Origin of the sequence: Streptomyces sp. NPDC059895 (assembly GCF_042731035.1) — a bacterium.
Lineage (GTDB): Bacteria > Actinomycetota > Actinomycetes > Streptomycetales > Streptomycetaceae > Streptomyces.
On the sequence record NZ_JBHWKO010000015.1, the window covers coordinates 105,546 to 122,710 of the forward strand.

Here is a 17,165-nt window from a genome sequence, read left to right on the forward strand (position 1 = left end):
CGATGGCCCGCCGCAGCACGAAGACCCCGCCGCCCGACGACTCGTACGAGGAGAAGATCCTCGACATCGACGTCGTGGACGAGATGCAGGGCTCCTTCCTCGAGTACGCGTACTCGGTCATCTACTCCCGCGCCCTGCCGGACGCCCGCGACGGTCTCAAGCCGGTGCACCGCCGCATCGTCTACCAGATGAACGAGATGGGCCTGCGCCCCGAACGCGGTTACGTGAAGTGCGCCCGTGTCGTCGGCGAGGTGATGGGCAAGCTGCACCCGCACGGCGACGCGTCGATCTACGACGCCCTGGTGCGCATGGCCCAGCCCTTCTCCATGCGCGTGCCCCTGGTCGACGGCCACGGCAACTTCGGCTCGCTGGGCAACGACGACCCGCCGGCCGCCATGCGGTACACCGAGTGCCGTCAGACCGCGGCGACGAGCCTGATGACGGAGTCGATCGACGAGGACACGGTCGACTTCACGCCCAACTACGACGGCCAGGAGCAGGAGCCGGTGGCACTGCCCGCCGCCTTCCCGAACCTCCTGGTCAACGGCTCCTCCGGCATCGCGGTCGGCATGGCCACCAACATGCCGCCGCACAACCTGGGCGAGGTCGTCGCCGCCGCCCGCCACCTGATCCGCTACCCGAACGCGGACCTGGACGCCCTGATGCGGCACGTCCCCGGGCCCGACCTGCCCACCGGCGGCCGTATCGTCGGCCTCTCCGGCATCCGGGACGCGTACGAGACGGGCCGCGGCACCTTCAAGATCCGCGCCACCGTGTCGGTGGAGACGGTGACCGCCCGCCGCAAGGGGCTGGTGGTCACGGAGCTGCCCTTCGCGGTCGGCCCCGAGAAGGTCATCGCCAAGATCAAGGACCTGGTCGGCTCGAAGAAGATCCAGGGCATCGCCGACGTCAAGGACCTCACCGACCGTGAGCACGGCCTGCGCCTGGTCATCGAGATCAAGAACGGCTTCGTGCCGGAGGCGGTCCTGGAGCAGCTCTACAAGCTGACGCCGATGGAGGAGTCCTTCGGCATCAACAACGTGGCGCTGGTGGACGGCCAGCCGCTCACGCTGGGCCTGAAGGAACTGCTCGAGGTCTACCTCGACCACCGCTTCGAGGTCGTCCGGCGCCGCAGCGAGTTCCGCCGGAGCAAGCGGCGCGACCGCCTCCACCTGGTGGAGGGCCTGCTCACGGCGCTCGTCGACATCGACGAGGTCATCCGCCTCATCCGCTCCAGCGACAACAGCGCGCAGGCCAAGGAGCGCCTGATGGAGCGCTTCGCCCTGTCGGAGATCCAGACCCAGTACATCCTGGACACGCCGCTGCGCCGGCTGACCAAGTACGACCGCATCGAGTTGGAGGCGGAGAAGGAGAAGCTCAACGAGGAGATCGCCGAGCTGACCCGGATCCTGGAGTCCGACGCGGAACTGCGCAAGCTGGTCTCGGCCGAACTGGCCGCGGTGGCCAAGAAGTTCGCCACCGAGCGCCGTACGGTCCTGCTGGAGTCGGCGGGCACCCCGGCCGCCGCCGTACCGCTCCAGGTCGCCGACGACCCCTGCCGTGTGCTGCTCTCCTCGACCGGTCTGCTGGCCCGCACGGCGAACGCCGAGCCGTTCGCCGAGGACCCGGACGGCAGGCGCACCAAGCACGACGTGATCATCTCCGCGGTGCCGGCCACCGCGCGCGGGGAGATCGGCGCGGTCACCTCGACGGGCCGGCTGCTGCGGATCAACGTCGTCGACCTGCCGCAGCTTCCGGACACGGCGTCGGCGCCGAACCTCTCGGGCGGTGCCCCGCTGACGGAGTTCGTCTCCCTGGAGGGCGACGAGACGGTCGTCTGCCTGACCACCCTCGACGAGTCGTCCCCGGGTCTGGCGATCGGCACGGAGCAGGGAGTCGTCAAGCGCGTGGTGCCCGACTACCCGACCAACAGGGGCGAGTTGGAGGTCATCACCCTCAAGGAGGGCGACCGGATCGTCGGCGCGGTCGAGCTGCGCACGGGTGAGGAGGACCTGGTCTTCATCACCGACGACGCCCAGTTGCTGCGCTACCAGGCCTCGCAGGTGCGCCCGCAGGGCCGTCCCGCCGGCGGCATGACGGGCATCAAGCTCACCGAGGGCGCCAAGGTGATCTCGTTCACGGCGGTGGACCCGGCGGTGGACGCGGTGGTCTTCTCCGTCGCGGGCTCGCGCGGCACCCTGGACGACTCCGTCCAGACGACCGCCAAGCTGACGCCGTTCGACCAGTACCCGCGCAAGGGCCGCGCCACGGGCGGTGTGCGCTGCCAGCGGTTCCTCAAGGGCGAGGACTGCCTGGCCCTGGCCTGGGCGGGCGCCGTCCCCGCGCGAGCCGCGCAGAAGAACGGCACCCCCGCCGAGCTCCCGGAGATCGACCCGCGCCGCGACGGCTCGGGCGTGTCGCTGGCGAAGACGGTGTCGGTGGTGGCGGGGCCGGTCTAGGCCCGCGCGAAGGGCTCTCCCTCCGGGCCCTCCAGGTCCTCCGTCTCCTCCGGGTCCCCGGGGTCGTCGAGGCAGTGGGGGTCTTCGAGGCCGTCGCGGTCCTCGGGGGCATCGGGGTCACCGGGGGTCCGAGGATCTCCGTGGCCCTCAGGGTCCTCCGGGTCCTCCGGGTCCTGTACGTAGCGCAGGACGCCCCACATGCCGTGCTCGTCGGCGTGCGGGGCGTCGCTCGCGCACGCCTGCAGTTCCTTGCCGAGCGCGTCCGCGTCGATGCCGGAGCCGATGAGGACGAGCTGGGTCAGGCGCTCCTCGTCGGCCCCCCAGGGCTCGGGGTAGAAGCGCAGGAAGGGGCCGACGGCGTGGACGGCGTACCGGTTGCCGGGGTCGTGCGGGCCGAAGTCGACGTAACCCTTGATCCGGTACAGACCCTCGGGGCGGCTGTCGAGGAACGGCATCAGCCGGCGTGGGTCGAGGGGGACCGCGGAGACGAAGGACAGGCTGTCGTACGCGGTGTGCAGGTGGTCGTCGTGGTCCTCGCACGCCGCGTCGTCCAGGAGGTGCAGATCGTCGAAGGAGAGCTGTCCGACGCGCTCCTCGCTCGGCCGGCAGTCGAAGAGGAACTCCGGGTCGACCCGGCCGTAGGTGGCGGGGACGACGGCGGCCCGGTCGGTGAGCGAGCGGACGAGGCCCAGGACCCGGTCGGCGTCGGGCGCCCGGTCGAGCTTGTTCACGACGACGAGGTCGGCGAGGGCGAGATGCCGGTCGATCTCGGGGTGCCGGGTGCGGGTCGCGTCGAACTCGGCACCGTCGACGACCTCGACGAGCCCGCCGTACACGATCCCCGGCTGTTCGCTGGCCAGCACCATCCGCACGAGTTCCTGGGGCTCGGCGAGCCCGCTGGCCTCGATCACGATGACGTCGACGCCGACGGCGGGGCGGGCCAGCCGTTCGAGGTAGACGTCCAGCTCACCGGCGTCGACGGCACAGCACAGGCAGCCGTTGCCGAGGGAGACGGTGGAGTCGCCGAGCGCGCCGGCCACCGCCAGGGCGTCGATCTCGATGGCGCCGAAGTCGTTGACGATCGCGCCGATCCGGCTGCCGCCGCTGCGGTGCAGCAGGTGGTTGAGCAGTGTCGTCTTGCCGGAGCCGAGGAATCCGGCGAGAACGACGACCGGGATCTGATGCGGGCTGCGGCTCTGTGTCACCGTGCGACCTCTCTGTGACCTGCGCGTGCACCGGCTCGCAACCCGGCGCACGGTCGAGGACGGGCATGCCGACCCAGGATACGAGCCGGAGGAATCACGGCGAAGTGAACGATCGTCGGCAGCGCCCCTGCGGCAGACGTCGGGCAAGGCGCCGCCGTGCCGTGGGTCGCCCGGGACCGGGCGGCGCGGCCCGCCCGCACATCCCTGCGTGCGCCTGCCCTCCGCGGCCGCGCCGATCGGAGCCGCCCGGCATTCCGGGAGACGGCGGGCGCCGGGCCGGATCTCCGCGCCTCTCCGCGCCTCTCCGCGCCTCTCCGCGCCTCTCAGGCTGCCCTCGGCACCGGGGCGGCCTGACGCGGACCTATCGCGGGCCTAGCGCGGGCCTAACGCAGGCCTAGCGCGGGAACTCCGGGCCGACCGCCGCGTCCCGGGCCGACGGCCGCGTCCCTGCCTCAGCCACCGCCTGCTCCCGACGAGCCGCCGCCGGCCTGACCTGACCTCCCTCCCTCCCTGACCAGGCACGACGCGGAAGCGCAAGGAAGCGTCGGCGTCCCGGCGCGGCTCCGCGCGCGTGGGCCGGAGAGGGGACATCCGCGTGCCCCGCGCGCCGCACCCTGTCAAGTCAGGTTAGGCTCACCTTTGTGAGTACCTGCACGGCCGACTCGCGGAATCTCGACGAGCCCATGTCCGGAACCGCGCCCACGGCGAGTACCTGGCTCCTGCTGGAACAGCCCGGCCCCTGGGGTGCCGACGCGCTGGTCTCGAGCCACCTCGATCCCGCGGTCGGCCGCGCGCTGGAAGCGGCCGCCCGGGGCACGGGCGTCCGCGTGGCCCTCATCCGGCGCACCGGACGCCACTCGGACTCCGGCGCGCCGTCCCTGCGGCGCGTGTACGCGGCCCATACGGTTCCGGGCCGGATCTGGCTGCACGCAGCCGTGACGGACGACCCGAGCCGGCTGCTGGACATCGACTTCGCCGCACTCGGCCGGGGCGACCACCACGGCTTCGACACCGCGCTCCGGGGCCGTCCGCACACCGGCGATCCGCTCGCCCTCGTCTGCACCAACGGAAAGCGCGACCGCTGCTGCGCGCTGCTGGGCCGCCCCCTCGCGGCCGAACTCACCGCCTCGGGCGTGGACGGCGTCTGGGAGGTCACCCACCTGGGCGGTCATCGCTTCTCCCCGACCGTGCTCGTCCTGCCGTACGGCTACGCCTACGGCCGGGCCGAGGCGCACACCGTCAGGGAGGTGCTGCACGGCGTCCGGGAGGGACGCATCGTCCTGGAGGGCTGCCGGGGCGGCTCGGCCTGGGAGCGGCCCGGCCAGGCAGCGGAACTGGCCGTGCGCGCGGCGACCGGCGAGTACGCGGCGCAGGCCCTCCGTGTCGTCCGTACGCAGGGCCGTGCGCCGCGCTGGGAGGTGACCGTCGAGCACAGCGACGGGCGGCACTGGAGCGTGGTCGTGGCGCAGGGCGCGTCGCTGCCGCCCCGCCCGGAGAGCTGCGGGGCGTCGGTTCTCGGATCACCGGCGCGGATGGACGTGGTGGCGGTGCGCGAGCGGGCCACGGCACTGGTGGGCTGACGGGCTGACGGGCTGCGAGCAGGACGCGGAGCGGTCGGCGGAGGACCGCCGAGCGCTCGCTGTCGGCTTGAGCGAATCAGCTCCGGCGAACCAGCTCAGGACATCCGGCCTCGGGTGATCCGGCTCGGGTGATCCGGCCAGGGTGATTCGTCTCGAACCGATCAGGAGATCCCCGCCACACACCCCTACGGCTCGGCCGGACCGTCCACGTACCGTTCGGGACATGAGCCCCGCTCCGCCCGTCCGACGCCTGCGCCTCGGCATGCCCCGGCGCGTGTTCTCGCAGGTGCTGCTCATGCAGCTGGCGATCGCCGCCGGAGTCGTGGTGCTCGCGACGGGGCTGTTCCTCGCCCCGCTCAGCGACCAGCTGGACGACCAGGCGATGCGCCGCGCGCTCGCCATCGCCCAGACCACCGCGGCGGTGCCGCAGATCGCCGAGGACCTGCGCGACACCCCGCCCTCCGCGGACGGGCCGGTGCAGCGGGAGGCGGAACGGATCCGCCGGGCCAGCGGCGCCGAGTACGTCGTGGTGATGGACGTCCACGGCACGCGCTGGTCCCACACCGACCCCGAGGCGGTCGGCGGCCACGTCTCCACGGACCCCAGCCAGGCGCTGGCCGGCCGGGACGTCATGGAGATCGACGACGGCACCCTGGGCCGCTCCGCCCGCGGCAAGGTGCCCCTGCGCGACAGCGGGGGCTGGATCGTCGGGGCGGTGTCGGTCGGCATCGAGTACGACAGCGTGCGCGCCCGGCTCGTCCACGCGATCCCTGGGCTGTTCGCGTACGCCGGCGGCGCGCTCGCCGTGGGCGCCCTGGCCGCCTGGCTGATCTCCCGGCGGGTCCAGCGGCAGACCCGCGACCTGGCCTTCTCCGACATCTCGGCGTTGCTCGCGGAGCGCGAGGCCATGCTGCACGGCATCCGGGAGGGCGTGGTCGCCCTCGACCGCGCGGGGCGCATCCGTCTGCTCAACGACGAGGCGCAGCGCCTGCTGGGCATCGCGGACGAGACGGTGGGGCGCTCGCCCGACGAAGCGCTCGGCGAGGGCCGTACGGCCGACGTCCTGGCCGGCCGGGTGACCGGCAGGGACCTGCTCACCGTGCGCGGGCAGCGCGTCCTGGTCGCCAACCGGATGCCCACCGGCGACGGGGGTGCCGTGGCGACCCTGCGCGACCGCACCGAGCTCGAACAGCTGGGCCGCGAACTCGACTCCACCCGCGGCCTGATCGACGCCCTGCGCGCGCAGGACCATGAGCACGCCAACCGTATGCACACCGTGCTGGGCCTGCTCGAACTGGAGATGTACGACGACGCCGTGGAGTTCGTGGGCGAGGTCGTCGGCGACCACCGGGCGACCGCGGAACAGGTGACCGAGAAGATCGCGGACCCGCTGCTGGCGGCCCTGCTCGTCGGCAAGGCGACGGTCGCGGCCGAGCGCGGTGTCGCTCTGCGGATCTCGGACGGCACCCGGCTCCCCGACCGGCTGGTCGACCCGCGCGGGCTGGTCACGGTCGTCGGCAACCTGGTGGACAACGCGCTCGACGCCGTCGCGGGCACGCCGCACGCGCGCGTGGAGGTCGAACTGCGCGCCGAGGGCGGCACCGCCGTCCTGCGGGTCCGCGACACCGGCCCCGGGGTCCCGGCCGAGCACCGCGAGTCGGTCTTCACCGAGGGCTGGTCCACGAAGGAGCCTCCGGCACACGGCAGGCGCGGCATCGGTCTCTCCCTGGTGCGCCGGCTCGCCGAGCGGCAGGGCGGCAGCGCCCGGGTCGGTCAGGCGCGCGGCGGCGGGGCCGAGTTCACCGTCGTCCTGCCCGAGGCGCTGGCCGAGTCCCGCCCGGAGACCGTACCGGCCGACGGCGCGCACGGCGCGGTCGGAGAGGAGGAGCCGCGATGATCGAGGTCCTGGTGGTGGACGACGACACGAGGGTCGCCCGGGTGAACGCCGCCTACGTCGAGAAGGTGCCGGGCTTCCGCGTCGCGGGCGTGGCACACGGCGCGGCCGAGGCGCTGCACCGGCTGGAGTCGCCGCCCCGTCCGGGTCTGGTCCTGCTGGACCACTACCTCCCCGACGGGACGGGTCTGGAGGTGGTCCAGGAGATGCGCCGCCGTGGCCACCAGACGGACGTGATCATGGTGACGGCCGCACGGGACGTCTCCACGGTGCAGGCGGCCATGCGGCAGGGCGCCCTGCAGTACCTGGTCAAGCCGTTCGCCTTCGCGGGCGTGCGCGCCAGGCTGGAGGCCTACGCACAACTGCGCCGCACACTCGACGGCGGAGGCGAGGCCGAACAGGCCGACGTCGACCGGATCTTCGGCGCGCTGTCCGCTCCGTCGGAGCCGGAGCTGCCCAAAGGGCACTCCCCCACCACCGCCGAGCTGGTACGTCGGTCCCTGATGGCCGCGCCGGGCCCGCTGTCGGCCCAGGAGATCGCCGACCGGACCGGCGTGAGCCGCCAGACCGCCCAGCGCTACCTGAAGCTCCTGGAGCGCACCGGCCGGGCCCGCCTGACCCTGAAGTACGGTGACGCGGGCCGCCCGGAACACCGATACGTGTGGGCGACCCGCGCCTGAGGGCACGGCCCGGGCCGACGGCGCGCCCGCCGTGGGGGTCCGACGGCGCGCCCGCCCCGAGCCGCCTCTGAACGGCCCCCGTGCCGCCTGCGTCGCCTCCAGACTGCCCCCGGCCCCGGTCTAGACAGCCCCCGCCCCGGTCAGCGACCGCACCTCGGTCTCCGCGTGCTTGGCCTCGTCGGCGGCCTCGGCCGAGGTGACCGTGCCGAGCCAGCCCGCGAGGAAGCCCGACGGGATCGAGACCAGGCCGGGGTTGTCGAGCGGGAAGAGCTGGAAGTCGAGGCCGGGGAAGAGCGACGCGGGGCCGCCCGACACCACGGGCGACAGCACGACCAGGACCAGCGCCGGGACGAGACCGCCGTACACCGCCCACACGGCGCCCCGTGTGGTGAAGCTCCGCCAGAACAGCGAGTAGAGCAGGACCGGGAGGTTCGCGGAGGCGGCGACCGCGAAGGCGAGCCCCACCAGGAAGGCCACGTTCAGGTCGCGGGCGAGCAGGCCGAGGCCGATGGCGACGACGCCGATCCCGACGGCGGCGACCCGGGCCACCGCCACTTCGCCGCGCGGCTCGGCACGCTTGCGCCGGAGGGAGGCGTAGAGGTCATGGGCCACCGACGCCGAGGAGGCGAGCGTGATCCCGGCGACCACCGCGAGGATCGTGGCGAAGGCGATGGCCGCCACGAGGGCGAACAGGACCGTGCCGCCCGTGGAGCCGGCCCCGCCGCCCAGGTCGAGCGCCAGCAGCGGCACCGCCGTGTTCCCTGACGCGTTGGAGGCGCGCACGGCTTCTGGCCCGACGATCGCCGCCGCGCCGAACCCGAGGACGATCGTCATCAGGTAGAACCCGCCGATGAGCCCGATCGACCAGACGACGGAGCGCCGCGCGGCCCGTGCGGTCGGCACGGTGTAGAAGCGGGAGAGGATGTGCGGCAGCCCGGCCGTGCCCAGCACCAGGGCGAGGCCCAGGCTCATGAAGTCCAGGCGCGCGGTCCAGTCCCCGCCGTACCTCAGCCCGGGTGCCAGGAACGCGGCGCCGTGGCCGCTGCGCTCCGCCGCCGTGTGCAGCAGCCGGTCGACATCGCCGTGGAAGCGGACCAGGACCAGCACGGTGAGGGCGACGGTGCCGCCGAGCAGCAGGACCGCCTTGACGATCTGGATCCATGTGGTGGCCCGCATCCCTCCCATCGACACGTAGATCACCATCAGGGCGCCGACACCGATGACGGTCCAGGCCTGGGCCGCCTCACCGGTCTCACCGAGGAGCAGCGCGACGAGACTGCCCGCGCCCACCATCTGCGCCACCAGATAGAGAACGGACACGGTGACCGAGGAGGTTCCCGCCGCGATCCGCACCGGCCGCTCGGCCATCCGCGCGGCCACCACGTCGGCGAGCGTGAACCTCCCGCAGTTGCGCACCAGCTCGGCGACGAGGAACAGCACCACCAGCCACGCCACCAGAAAGCCCACCGAGTACAGCAGCCCGTCGTAGCCGAAGAGCGCGATAAGTCCGGAGATGCCCAGGAAGGAGGCGGCCGACATGTAGTCGCCCGCGATGGCAAAACCATTCTCCATCGGGGAGAACAGCCGCCCCCCGACGTAGAACTCCTCTGCCGAACCGTGCCGTTTCCGGCTCACCCACGTCGTGATGCCCAGCGTGACCGCGATGAACGCGCTGAACAGGAGCAGTCCCAGCGTCTGGTGGTCGCCGGTCATGACGCACCGCCCCCCGCCTCGCGCGTCAGCTCCTGTGTCTCCCAGCGCACGTCGAGCGCCGCGCGGTCCCTGCGCAGCCGTGCGTGCCGGGAGTAGGCCCAGGTGAGCAGGAAGGTGCTGAGGAACTGCCCGAGGCCCGCGAGCAGCGCCACGTTCACCGCCCCGGCGACGGGCCGTGCCATCAGCGCGGGGGCGGTCGTCGCGGTCACGACGTACCCCACGTACCAGAGGAAGAAGCCGACGGTCGCCGGGACCACGAACCGCCGGTACCGGCCGCGCACCTCCTGGAAGGCCGCGCTGCGCTGCACCTCGAGGTAGACCCGGGCCGTCGTCGCGGTGGCGTCCTCCCGCTGCCGCCGTGCCGACGGGGTCTCGACGACGGGCCCGCTCAGGGTGTCCGACTCGCCCCAGCCCGAGGCGAGCGCGTCGTACCACGGATCCTCGTACCGCACGTCGTCGGCGGGTCGGGCGAACACCGGTCCGTGGTCCTGTTCGTGACCGCCCGATCTTGCGGAACCGTCCCCGATGCCACGGGCACGGCCGTTGCTTGACTGCATGCCCAAGGATGGACAGAACGGGAAGATCCCCGACTCCCGTTCCCCCCGCTCTTCACCCCATCAGGTGACCGGGACGCCCGCGCTCTCCCTCTCCCGTGTGATCGCTCTCCCGTGTGATCGGTCTTTCCCGTGTGATCGGTCCGCCGTGGGCCCGCCGCTACGCGTCGATGCGCGAGCGGTCGAGCGTGGCCGCCGAGCTGGAGATGAACTCCTTGCGCGGTGCCACGTCATTGCCCATGAGGAGGTCGAACACCTGCTCCGCCGCCTCCAGGTCGGAGAGGTTGATGCGGCGCAGGGTGCGGTGGCGCGGGTCCATCGTGGTCTCCGCCAGCTGGTCGGCGTCCATCTCGCCGAGACCCTTGTAGCGCTGGATGGTGTCCTTGTACCGGACGTTCTTGCTCTGGAACTCCATCAGCTTGTCGCGCAGCTCGCGGTCGGAGTACGTGTACACGTACTTGTCCTGGCCCTTCTTGGGCTGGACGAGCTCGATGCGGTGCAGCGGCGGTACGGCCGCGAAGACCCGCCCGGCCTCCACCATGGGCCGCATGTAGCGCTGGAAGAGGGTCAGCAGCAGGCAGCGGATGTGAGAGCCGTCGACATCGGCGTCGGTCATCATGATGATCTTGCCGTAGCGGGCCGCGTCGATGTCGAAGGTACGACCGGAGCCCGCTCCTATGACCTGGATGATCGCGCCGCACTCGGCGTTCTTGAGCATGTCGGTCACGGAGGACTTCTGGACGTTGAGGATCTTGCCGCGGATCGGCAGCAGCGCCTGGAACTCGGAGTTCCGGGCGAGCTTGGCGGTACCGAGGGCGGAGTCCCCCTCGACGATGAACAGCTCGCTGCGGTCGACGTCGTCGCTGCGGCAGTCGGCGAGCTTGGCCGGCAGGGAGGAGGACTCCAGGGCCGTCTTGCGGCGCTGTGCGTCCTTGTGCTGGCGGGCCGCGATACGGGTGCGCGCGGCGGCGACCGCCTTCTCCATGACGACCCGGGCCTGGGCCGCGGCGTCCCGCTTCGTGGACGTCAGGAACGCCTTGAGTTCCCGGGTGATCACGGTGTTCACGATCCGGCGGGCCGCCGAGGTGCCGAGCACCTCCTTGGTCTGCCCCTCGAACTGCGGCTCGGCGAGACGGACGGTGACGACCGCGGTCAGGCCCTCGAGAGCGTCGTCCTTGACGATGTCGTCCTCGGCGACGCGCAGCAGCTTCTTGGTGCGCAGGACCTCGTTCATCGTCTTGGTCACGGCCTGCTCGAAGCCGGCCACGTGGGTGCCGCCCTTGGGGGTGGCGATGATGTTGACGAACGAGCGCAGCGTGGTGTCGTAGCCCGTGCCCCAGCGCATCGCCACGTCGACGCCGAGTTCGCGGGTGACCTCGGTCGGGGTCATCTGGCCGTGGTCGTCCAGGACGGGGACGGTCTCCTTGAAGGAGCCGTGCCCGGTGAAGCGGAGGACGTCGCAGACGGGCTTGTCGGTGGCCAGGTACTCGCAGAACTCGCTGATGCCGCCGTCGAAGCGGAAGGACTCCTCGCCCTTGCTGCCGCCCTCACCGAGGCCGTACTCGTCGCGGACGACGATGGTCAGGCCGGGGACCAGGAACGCGGTCTGGCGGGCGCGCTGGTGCAGGTTCTCCAGGGAGAGCTTGGCGTCCTTGAGGAAGATCTGGCGGTCGGCCCAGTACCGCACGCGCGTGCCGGTGCGGGTCCGGGGGATCTTCCTGGCCTTGCGCAGGCCGCCCTCGGCCTCGAACCGGGCGTCCGGGCCGTCGGCCTTGAACGCGCCGGGGACACCGCGGCGGAAGCTGATCGCGTGCGTGTGCCCGCTGCGGTCGACCTCGACGTCGAGGCGGGCGGACAGGGCGTTCACCACGGAGGCACCCACGCCGTGCAGACCGCCGGAGGCCGCGTAGGAGCCGCCTCCGAACTTGCCGCCGGCGTGCAGTTTGGTCATGACGACCTCGACGCCGGACAGGCCGGTCTTGGGTTCGACGTCGACGGGGATGCCCCGGCCGTTGTCGCGGACCTCCACCGAGGCGTCGTCGTGGAGGATCACCTCGATGTGGTCGCAGTAACCACCGAGGGCCTCGTCGACGGAGTTGTCGATGATCTCCCAGAGGCAGTGCATCAGGCCACGACTGTCGGTCGAGCCGATGTACATACCGGGGCGCTTGCGTACGGCCTCGAGGCCCTCGAGGACGAGCAGGTGCCGCGCGGTGTAGTTGGAACCGTCCCTGTCTGCTCCTGCCAGCAGCGCAGTGGACGGCACGGACGTCTCGGCGGTCACGCGGTTCGCTCCTCGCTGAATTTCAAGTGGGCCCTCATAGGGAAGGGCGCGGCATCGGTCGCCGCCAAGAGGGTACCGAGGCCTGGTAGAGCCGTTGTAACGCCACCCTCGTCTGAACGCAGACTAGTCCAGAGTCGTATGAGTGTTCGATCCCTCGATGGAGTGAAGTACATATCACGTTCCCTTCGAGGCATGAACCATTTAGGCTCCGGGCACGTCCTCCTGAACAAACCGGCAATCCAGCCGGGAGGACGCGACCATGACCGACAGCGCGAAACCGTAAGACACGACAGACACGCAATACGGCACATTCGCCGCCAAACCGGCAGCAGACGGCCACCTCGGAAGATTTTTTCGAGGAGAAGCCACGAGCGGGAACGTTTTGGGGCTGGTTGGATGTTGACCCTGGTACGACAGCTCGTCGAGCTAGAGAAGAGGCGACGTGACTACTGTTCTGACCCCCGCGAGCCCGCTGACGGCCGCTGACCGCTGCGACCGCTGCGGCGCCCAGGCGTACGTGCGCGTCGTCCTGCTCAGCGGCGGAGAACTGCTCTTCTGCGCCCATCACGGCCGCAAGTTCGAGCCGGAACTCAAGAAGATCGCCGCTGAGATACAGGACGAGACGGAGCGGCTGACGGCCGTTCCCGCTACCGCCTCCGAAGAAGAACGCTGACCGTTCGCGTTCGACGCGTTCCACGACGAGCAGCTCCGGCGCAGGCCGCACGTGGGCGGCCGCCCCTGTCTCCCAGGGGCGGCCGCCCGCATGTCGTTGCCCGAAGCCCTCGCCCGGCCGCGTCAGGTGGTCCTGGGCAGCTCCCGGGATCCGGTGCTCCAGTGCAGTGTCCGCACCAGGTCGGACACACGCGTGTAGACGCCCGGGCTCCCCGCCCGGCCGCAGCCGCTCCCCCATGACACGAGCCCGACGAGCCGGCCCTGCGCCACCAGCGGTCCGCCGCTGTCTCCCTGACAGGCGTCACGGCCGCCCCGCGCCTCCCCGGCGCACACCATGGTCCGTGCCACGTACCTGCCGTCCGTCGGGCCGGGGTACGCCGCCTCACAGAGGCTGTCGGCCAGCACATGGACGCGGGCGGCTCTCAGGCTGTGCGCATAGGACCCGATGCCCGTGGTGTCGCCCCAGCCGTAGACCAGGGCCTCCGTGGCGGGCGCGTAGGCCGGGTCGCCCGCCGCGGCCATGCCGATGACCGAGGACCGCGGGAGCGCCTCGGCGAGCTTGAGCACGGCGAAGTCCCCCGAGTTGGTCGAGGGGTCGTAGCCGGGGTTGACCCAGACCTCCCGCACGGGGATCTCCCGGCCCGTGTCCGAGTAGAGGTCCGTACGGTCCGCGACGACCTTCAGATCGGTCGCCCGCGGCGACCCCAGGACTTCCTCCCCCATGCAGTGGGCCGCCGTGAGCACGGTGGACGGCCCGACCACCACACCTCCGCAGAACTGCCCCGACCGCATACCGCCGAACCGGTCACGGCTGGACAGCGCGACGGTCCAGGGGCTCGTGGAGACATCGACCGGGAAGCCACCCACGACGACGCCGTCTGACGCCGCCGGAGCAGCAGGAACAGCCACGACCAGCGGTATCGCCATGGCCGCGGCTGTCAGGACCAACGGCCGGGCCAGGGCCCGGACAAAGGAACGACGCATGAACGCTCCTCACTCTGGAGTGATCGATGAACACCCAGGGTGAAACAGCCCGTGACACCGCGCACCCGCGCGGTCACGCCGAAGGCCCGGCCCCCCACGGGGGAACCGGGCCTTCGCTGCCGTCGTGGCCGAGCGCGTCTCGACCGAGCACGTCTCGACCGAGCGCCTCTCAGCCGAGCACGTCTCAGCCGAGCGCGACTCAGTCGAGGTAGTCGCGCAGCACCTGCGAACGGGACGGGTGGCGCAGCTTCGACATCGTCTTGGACTCGATCTGGCGGATCCGCTCACGCGTGACGCCGTACACCTTGCCGATCTCGTCGAGGGTCTTCGGCTGACCGTCGGTGAGACCGAAGCGCATGGAGACGACGCCCGCCTCGCGTTCCGAGAGCGTGTCGAGGACGGAGTGCAGCTGCTCCTGCAGGAGCGTGAAGCTGACCGCGTCGGCCGGTACGACGGCCTCGGAGTCCTCGATGAGGTCACCGAACTCGCTGTCGCCGTCCTCGCCGAGCGGGGTGTGCAGCGAGATGGGTTCGCGGCCGTACTTCTGGACCTCGATGACCTTCTCCGGGGTCATGTCGAGTTCCTTGGCCAGCTCCTCCGGGGTGGGCTCGCGGCCCAGGTCCTGGAGCATCTGGCGCTGGACGCGCGCGAGCTTGTTGATGACCTCGACCATGTGCACCGGGATACGGATGGTGCGGGCCTGGTCGGCCATGGCGCGGGTGATCGCCTGGCGGATCCACCAGGTGGCGTACGTGGAGAACTTGTAGCCCTTGGTGTAGTCGAACTTCTCGACCGCGCGGATCAGACCGAGGTTGCCCTCCTGGATGAGGTCCAGGAAGAGCATGCCGCGGCCGGTGTAGCGCTTGGCCAGGGAGACCACGAGGCGGAGGTTGGCCTCCAGGAGGTGGTTCTTGGCGCGGCGGCCGTCCTCGGCGATGATCTCCAGCTCACGCTTGAGCTTCGGGGCGAGCTTGTCGGCGTTGGCCAGCTTGTCCTCGGCGAAGAGACCGGCCTCGATACGTTTGGCGAGCTCGACCTCCTGCTCGGCGTTGAGCAGGGGGACCTTGCCGATCTGCTTGAGGTAGTCCTTGACCGGGTCGGCGGTGGCGCCGGCGGCGGCGACCTGCTGTGCGGGGGCGTCGTCCTCGTCCTCGTCGGAGAGCACGAAGCCGGCGCTCTCGGTGCCCTCGGGCTCGTCGCCCGCCTTGGGCGCCTCCTCCAGCACCTCGTCCTCGAGGAGCTCGACGTCGTCCTTCTTGGCGGAGGTCTTCTTGGCCGCCGTCTTCTTGGCGGGGGCGGCCTTCTTCGCGGCCGCCTTCTTGGCGACCGTCTTCTTGGCAGCCGCCTTCTTCGCGGTGGCGGCTTCGTCTGCGGGGTCGTCCGCAGCGGGCGCGACCGGGGCGGCGGGGCTGGCGGTGGCCTTCCTGGTGGTCACCGTCTTCGCCGCGACCGTCTTGGTCGCGGTGCGCTTGGCCGGACTCTTCGCTGCGACGCTCTTTCGGGTGCGCTTGGGCTCCGCGGCACTGACCATCAGCGTCACACCCTCTTCCTCGAGGATCTGGTTGAGGCTGCGCAGTACGTTCTTCCACTGAGTGGCCGGAATCTGGTCAGCTTCGAAGGCCCGACGCACATCGTCGCCGGCGATCTGCCCCTCAGCCTTTCCCCGCTCGATGAGCGCCATGACAGAGACGGACTCGGCGATCTCCGGCGGGAGCGTACGGGATGTGCTGGCCGACACGAACAACCTCTCGGAACGTTGGAAAACGGCTTCCGGCCCTGTCCACTGCGGACAGGAGCCGACCACCGGCCTGGGGATGGGCCGACGGCGCGGGCGGGGGCCGGGAAGTTCCACAGCGCCTTGAACGGCGTCCGTATTCCCTCCGCGACTGTCACCTCTTAGGTCATCGCGTTGTTTCCACAAGCGTTACGCCCAATCTTCGTGGCCCGAGTCACACCCCGTAAGCGCTCAAAAACGGTCAGACACGGGCGTAAAAGGTCACCAGCGACGTCTACCCATGCCACGGGAACCCAACCCGCCCCGTCGCGCCGCCCCGTCGCGCCGTCGGACCCCGCAGGCCCGTGATCGGGTCCTGCGGGGTCCGACGGAGGGCGGGGCGGCAGCTGAGGGTGACGCGGCGGGAGCGGGTCTCACCAGTCGTGTCGCCCGCGGTGCGCGCTCAGTGCTCGCGCGGTGCCGGAACGACGCGTTCCACCTCGGGGTGGACGGTGAGCAGCTGGCGCATGGCCGCCTCCGCCCCGGCGCCGTCGCCCGCGGCGAGGGCGTCGACGATCCTGCCGTGGTGCGCGAGGGAGGCCTCGGTCGGCCGGTCACAGCCCGTGACGGGTCCTCCCGACACCTGCAGGGCGGCCGACACGATCCCGGAAAGGTGCTCCAGCATGCGGTTGCCCGCGATCTGGATGAGCAGCGAGTGGAACTCGGCGTCGGCGCGGGAGTAGGTGAGCGCGTCGCCCTGCCCCATGGCGTGCCCCATGATCTCGACCATGTCGGCCAGCCGCTGCTGGACCTCCTCACGCCCGTGCCCGGCGGCGAGGCGGGCGGCGAGCGGCTCGATCGTCCACCGCAGCTCGCTCAGCTCGCGCCGCTGGTCGTCGCGCTGCGGACCGAAGGCCCGCCACTCGATGATGTCCGGGTCGAGTAGGTTCCAGTCGCTCACGGGGCGCACGCGTGTGCCCACGTTCGGCCGTGCGCTGACCAGGCCCTTGGCCTCGAGGACGCGGAGCGACTCACGCACGACGGTGCGCGAGACCTCGAAGCGCTGGCCGATCTCCTCGGGCACGAGCGGGCGGTCGGCGCCCAGGTCTCCGGACACGATCATCTGGCCCAGCTGCTGGACGAGTTGGCCGTGCAGCCCGCGTCCGCGGCTGCCCGCGGCGCGTCGGCCCACACGGCCCAGCTCGGGGTCCGCGCTCTCCCAGACGGGGGCTCCGACGCGGTCCGCGGCGGGAGCCTCGGCGTAGGGGTAGCGGTCGAGATCGCCCGGGCCGGCCAGACCGGAGTCGGCGGAGCGGGCGGCGGTCATCATGGTGTGCGCAAGGGTACTCACGGATCCTTTGTCGGCGTCGCCTCCAACTCCCTTGAGGTCTTTGGTGAAAAGCACACGAAAGGGTGATCGCTCACG

At 71.4% G+C, this 17,165-nt stretch carries 12 protein-coding genes; 5 read left to right on the plus strand and 7 right to left on the minus strand.

Annotated features, from left to right (window positions below; translation table 11 throughout):
* Positions 1-2 precede the first annotated feature (2 nt).
* Complete coding sequence (locus tag ACFV9M_RS19460; protein ID WP_385064709.1) at positions 3-2,459, plus strand: DNA topoisomerase (ATP-hydrolyzing) subunit A; 2,457 nt, start codon at positions 3-5, stop codon at positions 2,457-2,459.
* Here ACFV9M_RS19460 and ACFV9M_RS19465 read toward each other — a convergent pair.
* Positions 2,456-3,664, minus strand: coding sequence for a GTP-binding protein (locus ACFV9M_RS19465; RefSeq protein ID WP_385064706.1), 1,209 nt, complete (start codon positions 3,662-3,664; stop codon positions 2,456-2,458). The two genes, ACFV9M_RS19460 and ACFV9M_RS19465, sit on opposite strands and share 4 nt — an antisense overlap.
* A gap of 641 nt (positions 3,665-4,305) precedes the next feature.
* On the opposite strand from ACFV9M_RS19465, the gene ACFV9M_RS19470 reads away from it, so the two are divergent.
* The 3 genes from ACFV9M_RS19470 (at position 4,306) to ACFV9M_RS19480 (ending at position 7,818) form a co-directional block, all read left to right on the plus strand.
* Positions 4,306-5,244 carry a sucrase ferredoxin gene (locus ACFV9M_RS19470; RefSeq protein WP_385064704.1) on the plus strand — a complete coding sequence of 313 codons (939 nt, stop codon included), beginning with the start codon at positions 4,306-4,308 and terminating at the stop codon, positions 5,242-5,244.
* Between the two features lie 223 nt (positions 5,245-5,467).
* Positions 5,468-7,141, plus strand: coding sequence for an ATP-binding protein (locus ACFV9M_RS19475; protein ID WP_385064702.1), 1,674 nt, complete (start codon positions 5,468-5,470; stop codon positions 7,139-7,141).
* The gene (locus tag ACFV9M_RS19480) at positions 7,138-7,818 is read left to right on the plus strand and encodes a response regulator (protein WP_385064700.1); all 681 of its coding nucleotides are present in this window, start codon (positions 7,138-7,140) and stop codon (positions 7,816-7,818) included. The genes ACFV9M_RS19475 and ACFV9M_RS19480 overlap by 4 nt, the downstream gene beginning before the upstream one ends.
* 120 nt (positions 7,819-7,938) lie before the next feature.
* Here the strand turns inward: ACFV9M_RS19480 and ACFV9M_RS19485 are convergent, their stop codons facing one another.
* The 3 genes from ACFV9M_RS19485 to ACFV9M_RS19495 all read right to left on the minus strand — a co-directional run bounded on the left by ACFV9M_RS19485 (position 7,939) and on the right by ACFV9M_RS19495 (position 12,369).
* A complete protein-coding gene (locus ACFV9M_RS19485) occupies positions 7,939-9,531 on the minus strand; it encodes a cation acetate symporter (protein WP_385064697.1) in 1,593 nt (530 codons plus the stop codon).
* Positions 9,528-10,088, minus strand: a complete 561-nt coding sequence (locus tag ACFV9M_RS19490; RefSeq protein WP_385064695.1) for a DUF485 domain-containing protein — start codon at positions 10,086-10,088, stop codon at positions 9,528-9,530. Before ACFV9M_RS19490 ends, ACFV9M_RS19485 begins: the two co-directional genes overlap by 4 nt.
* A gap of 157 nt (positions 10,089-10,245) precedes the next feature.
* Positions 10,246-12,369, minus strand: a complete 2,124-nt coding sequence (locus tag ACFV9M_RS19495) for a type IIA DNA topoisomerase subunit B (RefSeq protein WP_385064693.1) — start codon at positions 12,367-12,369, stop codon at positions 10,246-10,248.
* 442 nt (positions 12,370-12,811) lie between these two features.
* Here ACFV9M_RS19495 and ACFV9M_RS19500 point away from each other — a divergent pair, with 442 nt between their 5' ends.
* Positions 12,812-13,042, plus strand: coding sequence for a hypothetical protein (locus ACFV9M_RS19500; RefSeq protein ID WP_385064691.1), 231 nt, complete (start codon positions 12,812-12,814; stop codon positions 13,040-13,042).
* A gap of 122 nt (positions 13,043-13,164) precedes the next feature.
* Here the strand turns inward: ACFV9M_RS19500 and ACFV9M_RS19505 are convergent, their stop codons facing one another.
* The 3 genes from ACFV9M_RS19505 to ACFV9M_RS19515 form a co-directional block, all read right to left on the minus strand.
* Positions 13,165-14,025: a S1 family serine peptidase gene (locus tag ACFV9M_RS19505; RefSeq protein WP_385064690.1), complete on the minus strand. Its 861-nt coding sequence runs from the start codon at positions 14,023-14,025 to the stop codon at positions 13,165-13,167.
* Between the two features lie 199 nt (positions 14,026-14,224).
* Entirely contained in the window at positions 14,225-15,763 is a 1,539-nt protein-coding gene (locus ACFV9M_RS19510; protein WP_385064687.1) for an RNA polymerase sigma factor, read from the minus strand.
* Between the two features lie 439 nt (positions 15,764-16,202).
* A complete protein-coding gene (locus ACFV9M_RS19515) occupies positions 16,203-17,090 on the minus strand; it encodes a FadR/GntR family transcriptional regulator (protein WP_385064684.1) in 888 nt (295 codons plus the stop codon).
* Between the last annotated feature and the right edge of the window lie 75 nt (positions 17,091-17,165).

What these genes read in the sequence shown, in the direction of transcription:
- ACFV9M_RS19480 (WP_385064700.1), top strand. Translation starts at nt 7,138, where the DNA reads ATGATCGAGGTCCTGGTGGTGGACGACGACACGAGGGTCGCCCGGGTG.
- ACFV9M_RS19490 (WP_385064695.1), bottom strand. Translation starts at nt 10,088, where the DNA reads ATGCAGTCAAGCAACGGCCGTGCCCGTGGCATCGGGGACGGTTCCGCA.
- ACFV9M_RS19460 (WP_385064709.1), top strand. Translation starts at nt 3, where the DNA reads ATGGCCCGCCGCAGCACGAAGACCCCGCCGCCCGACGACTCGTACGAG.
- ACFV9M_RS19485 (WP_385064697.1), bottom strand. Translation starts at nt 9,531, where the DNA reads ATGACCGGCGACCACCAGACGCTGGGACTGCTCCTGTTCAGCGCGTTC.
- ACFV9M_RS19475 (WP_385064702.1), top strand. Translation starts at nt 5,468, where the DNA reads ATGAGCCCCGCTCCGCCCGTCCGACGCCTGCGCCTCGGCATGCCCCGG.
- ACFV9M_RS19505 (WP_385064690.1), bottom strand. Translation starts at nt 14,025, where the DNA reads ATGCGTCGTTCCTTTGTCCGGGCCCTGGCCCGGCCGTTGGTCCTGACA.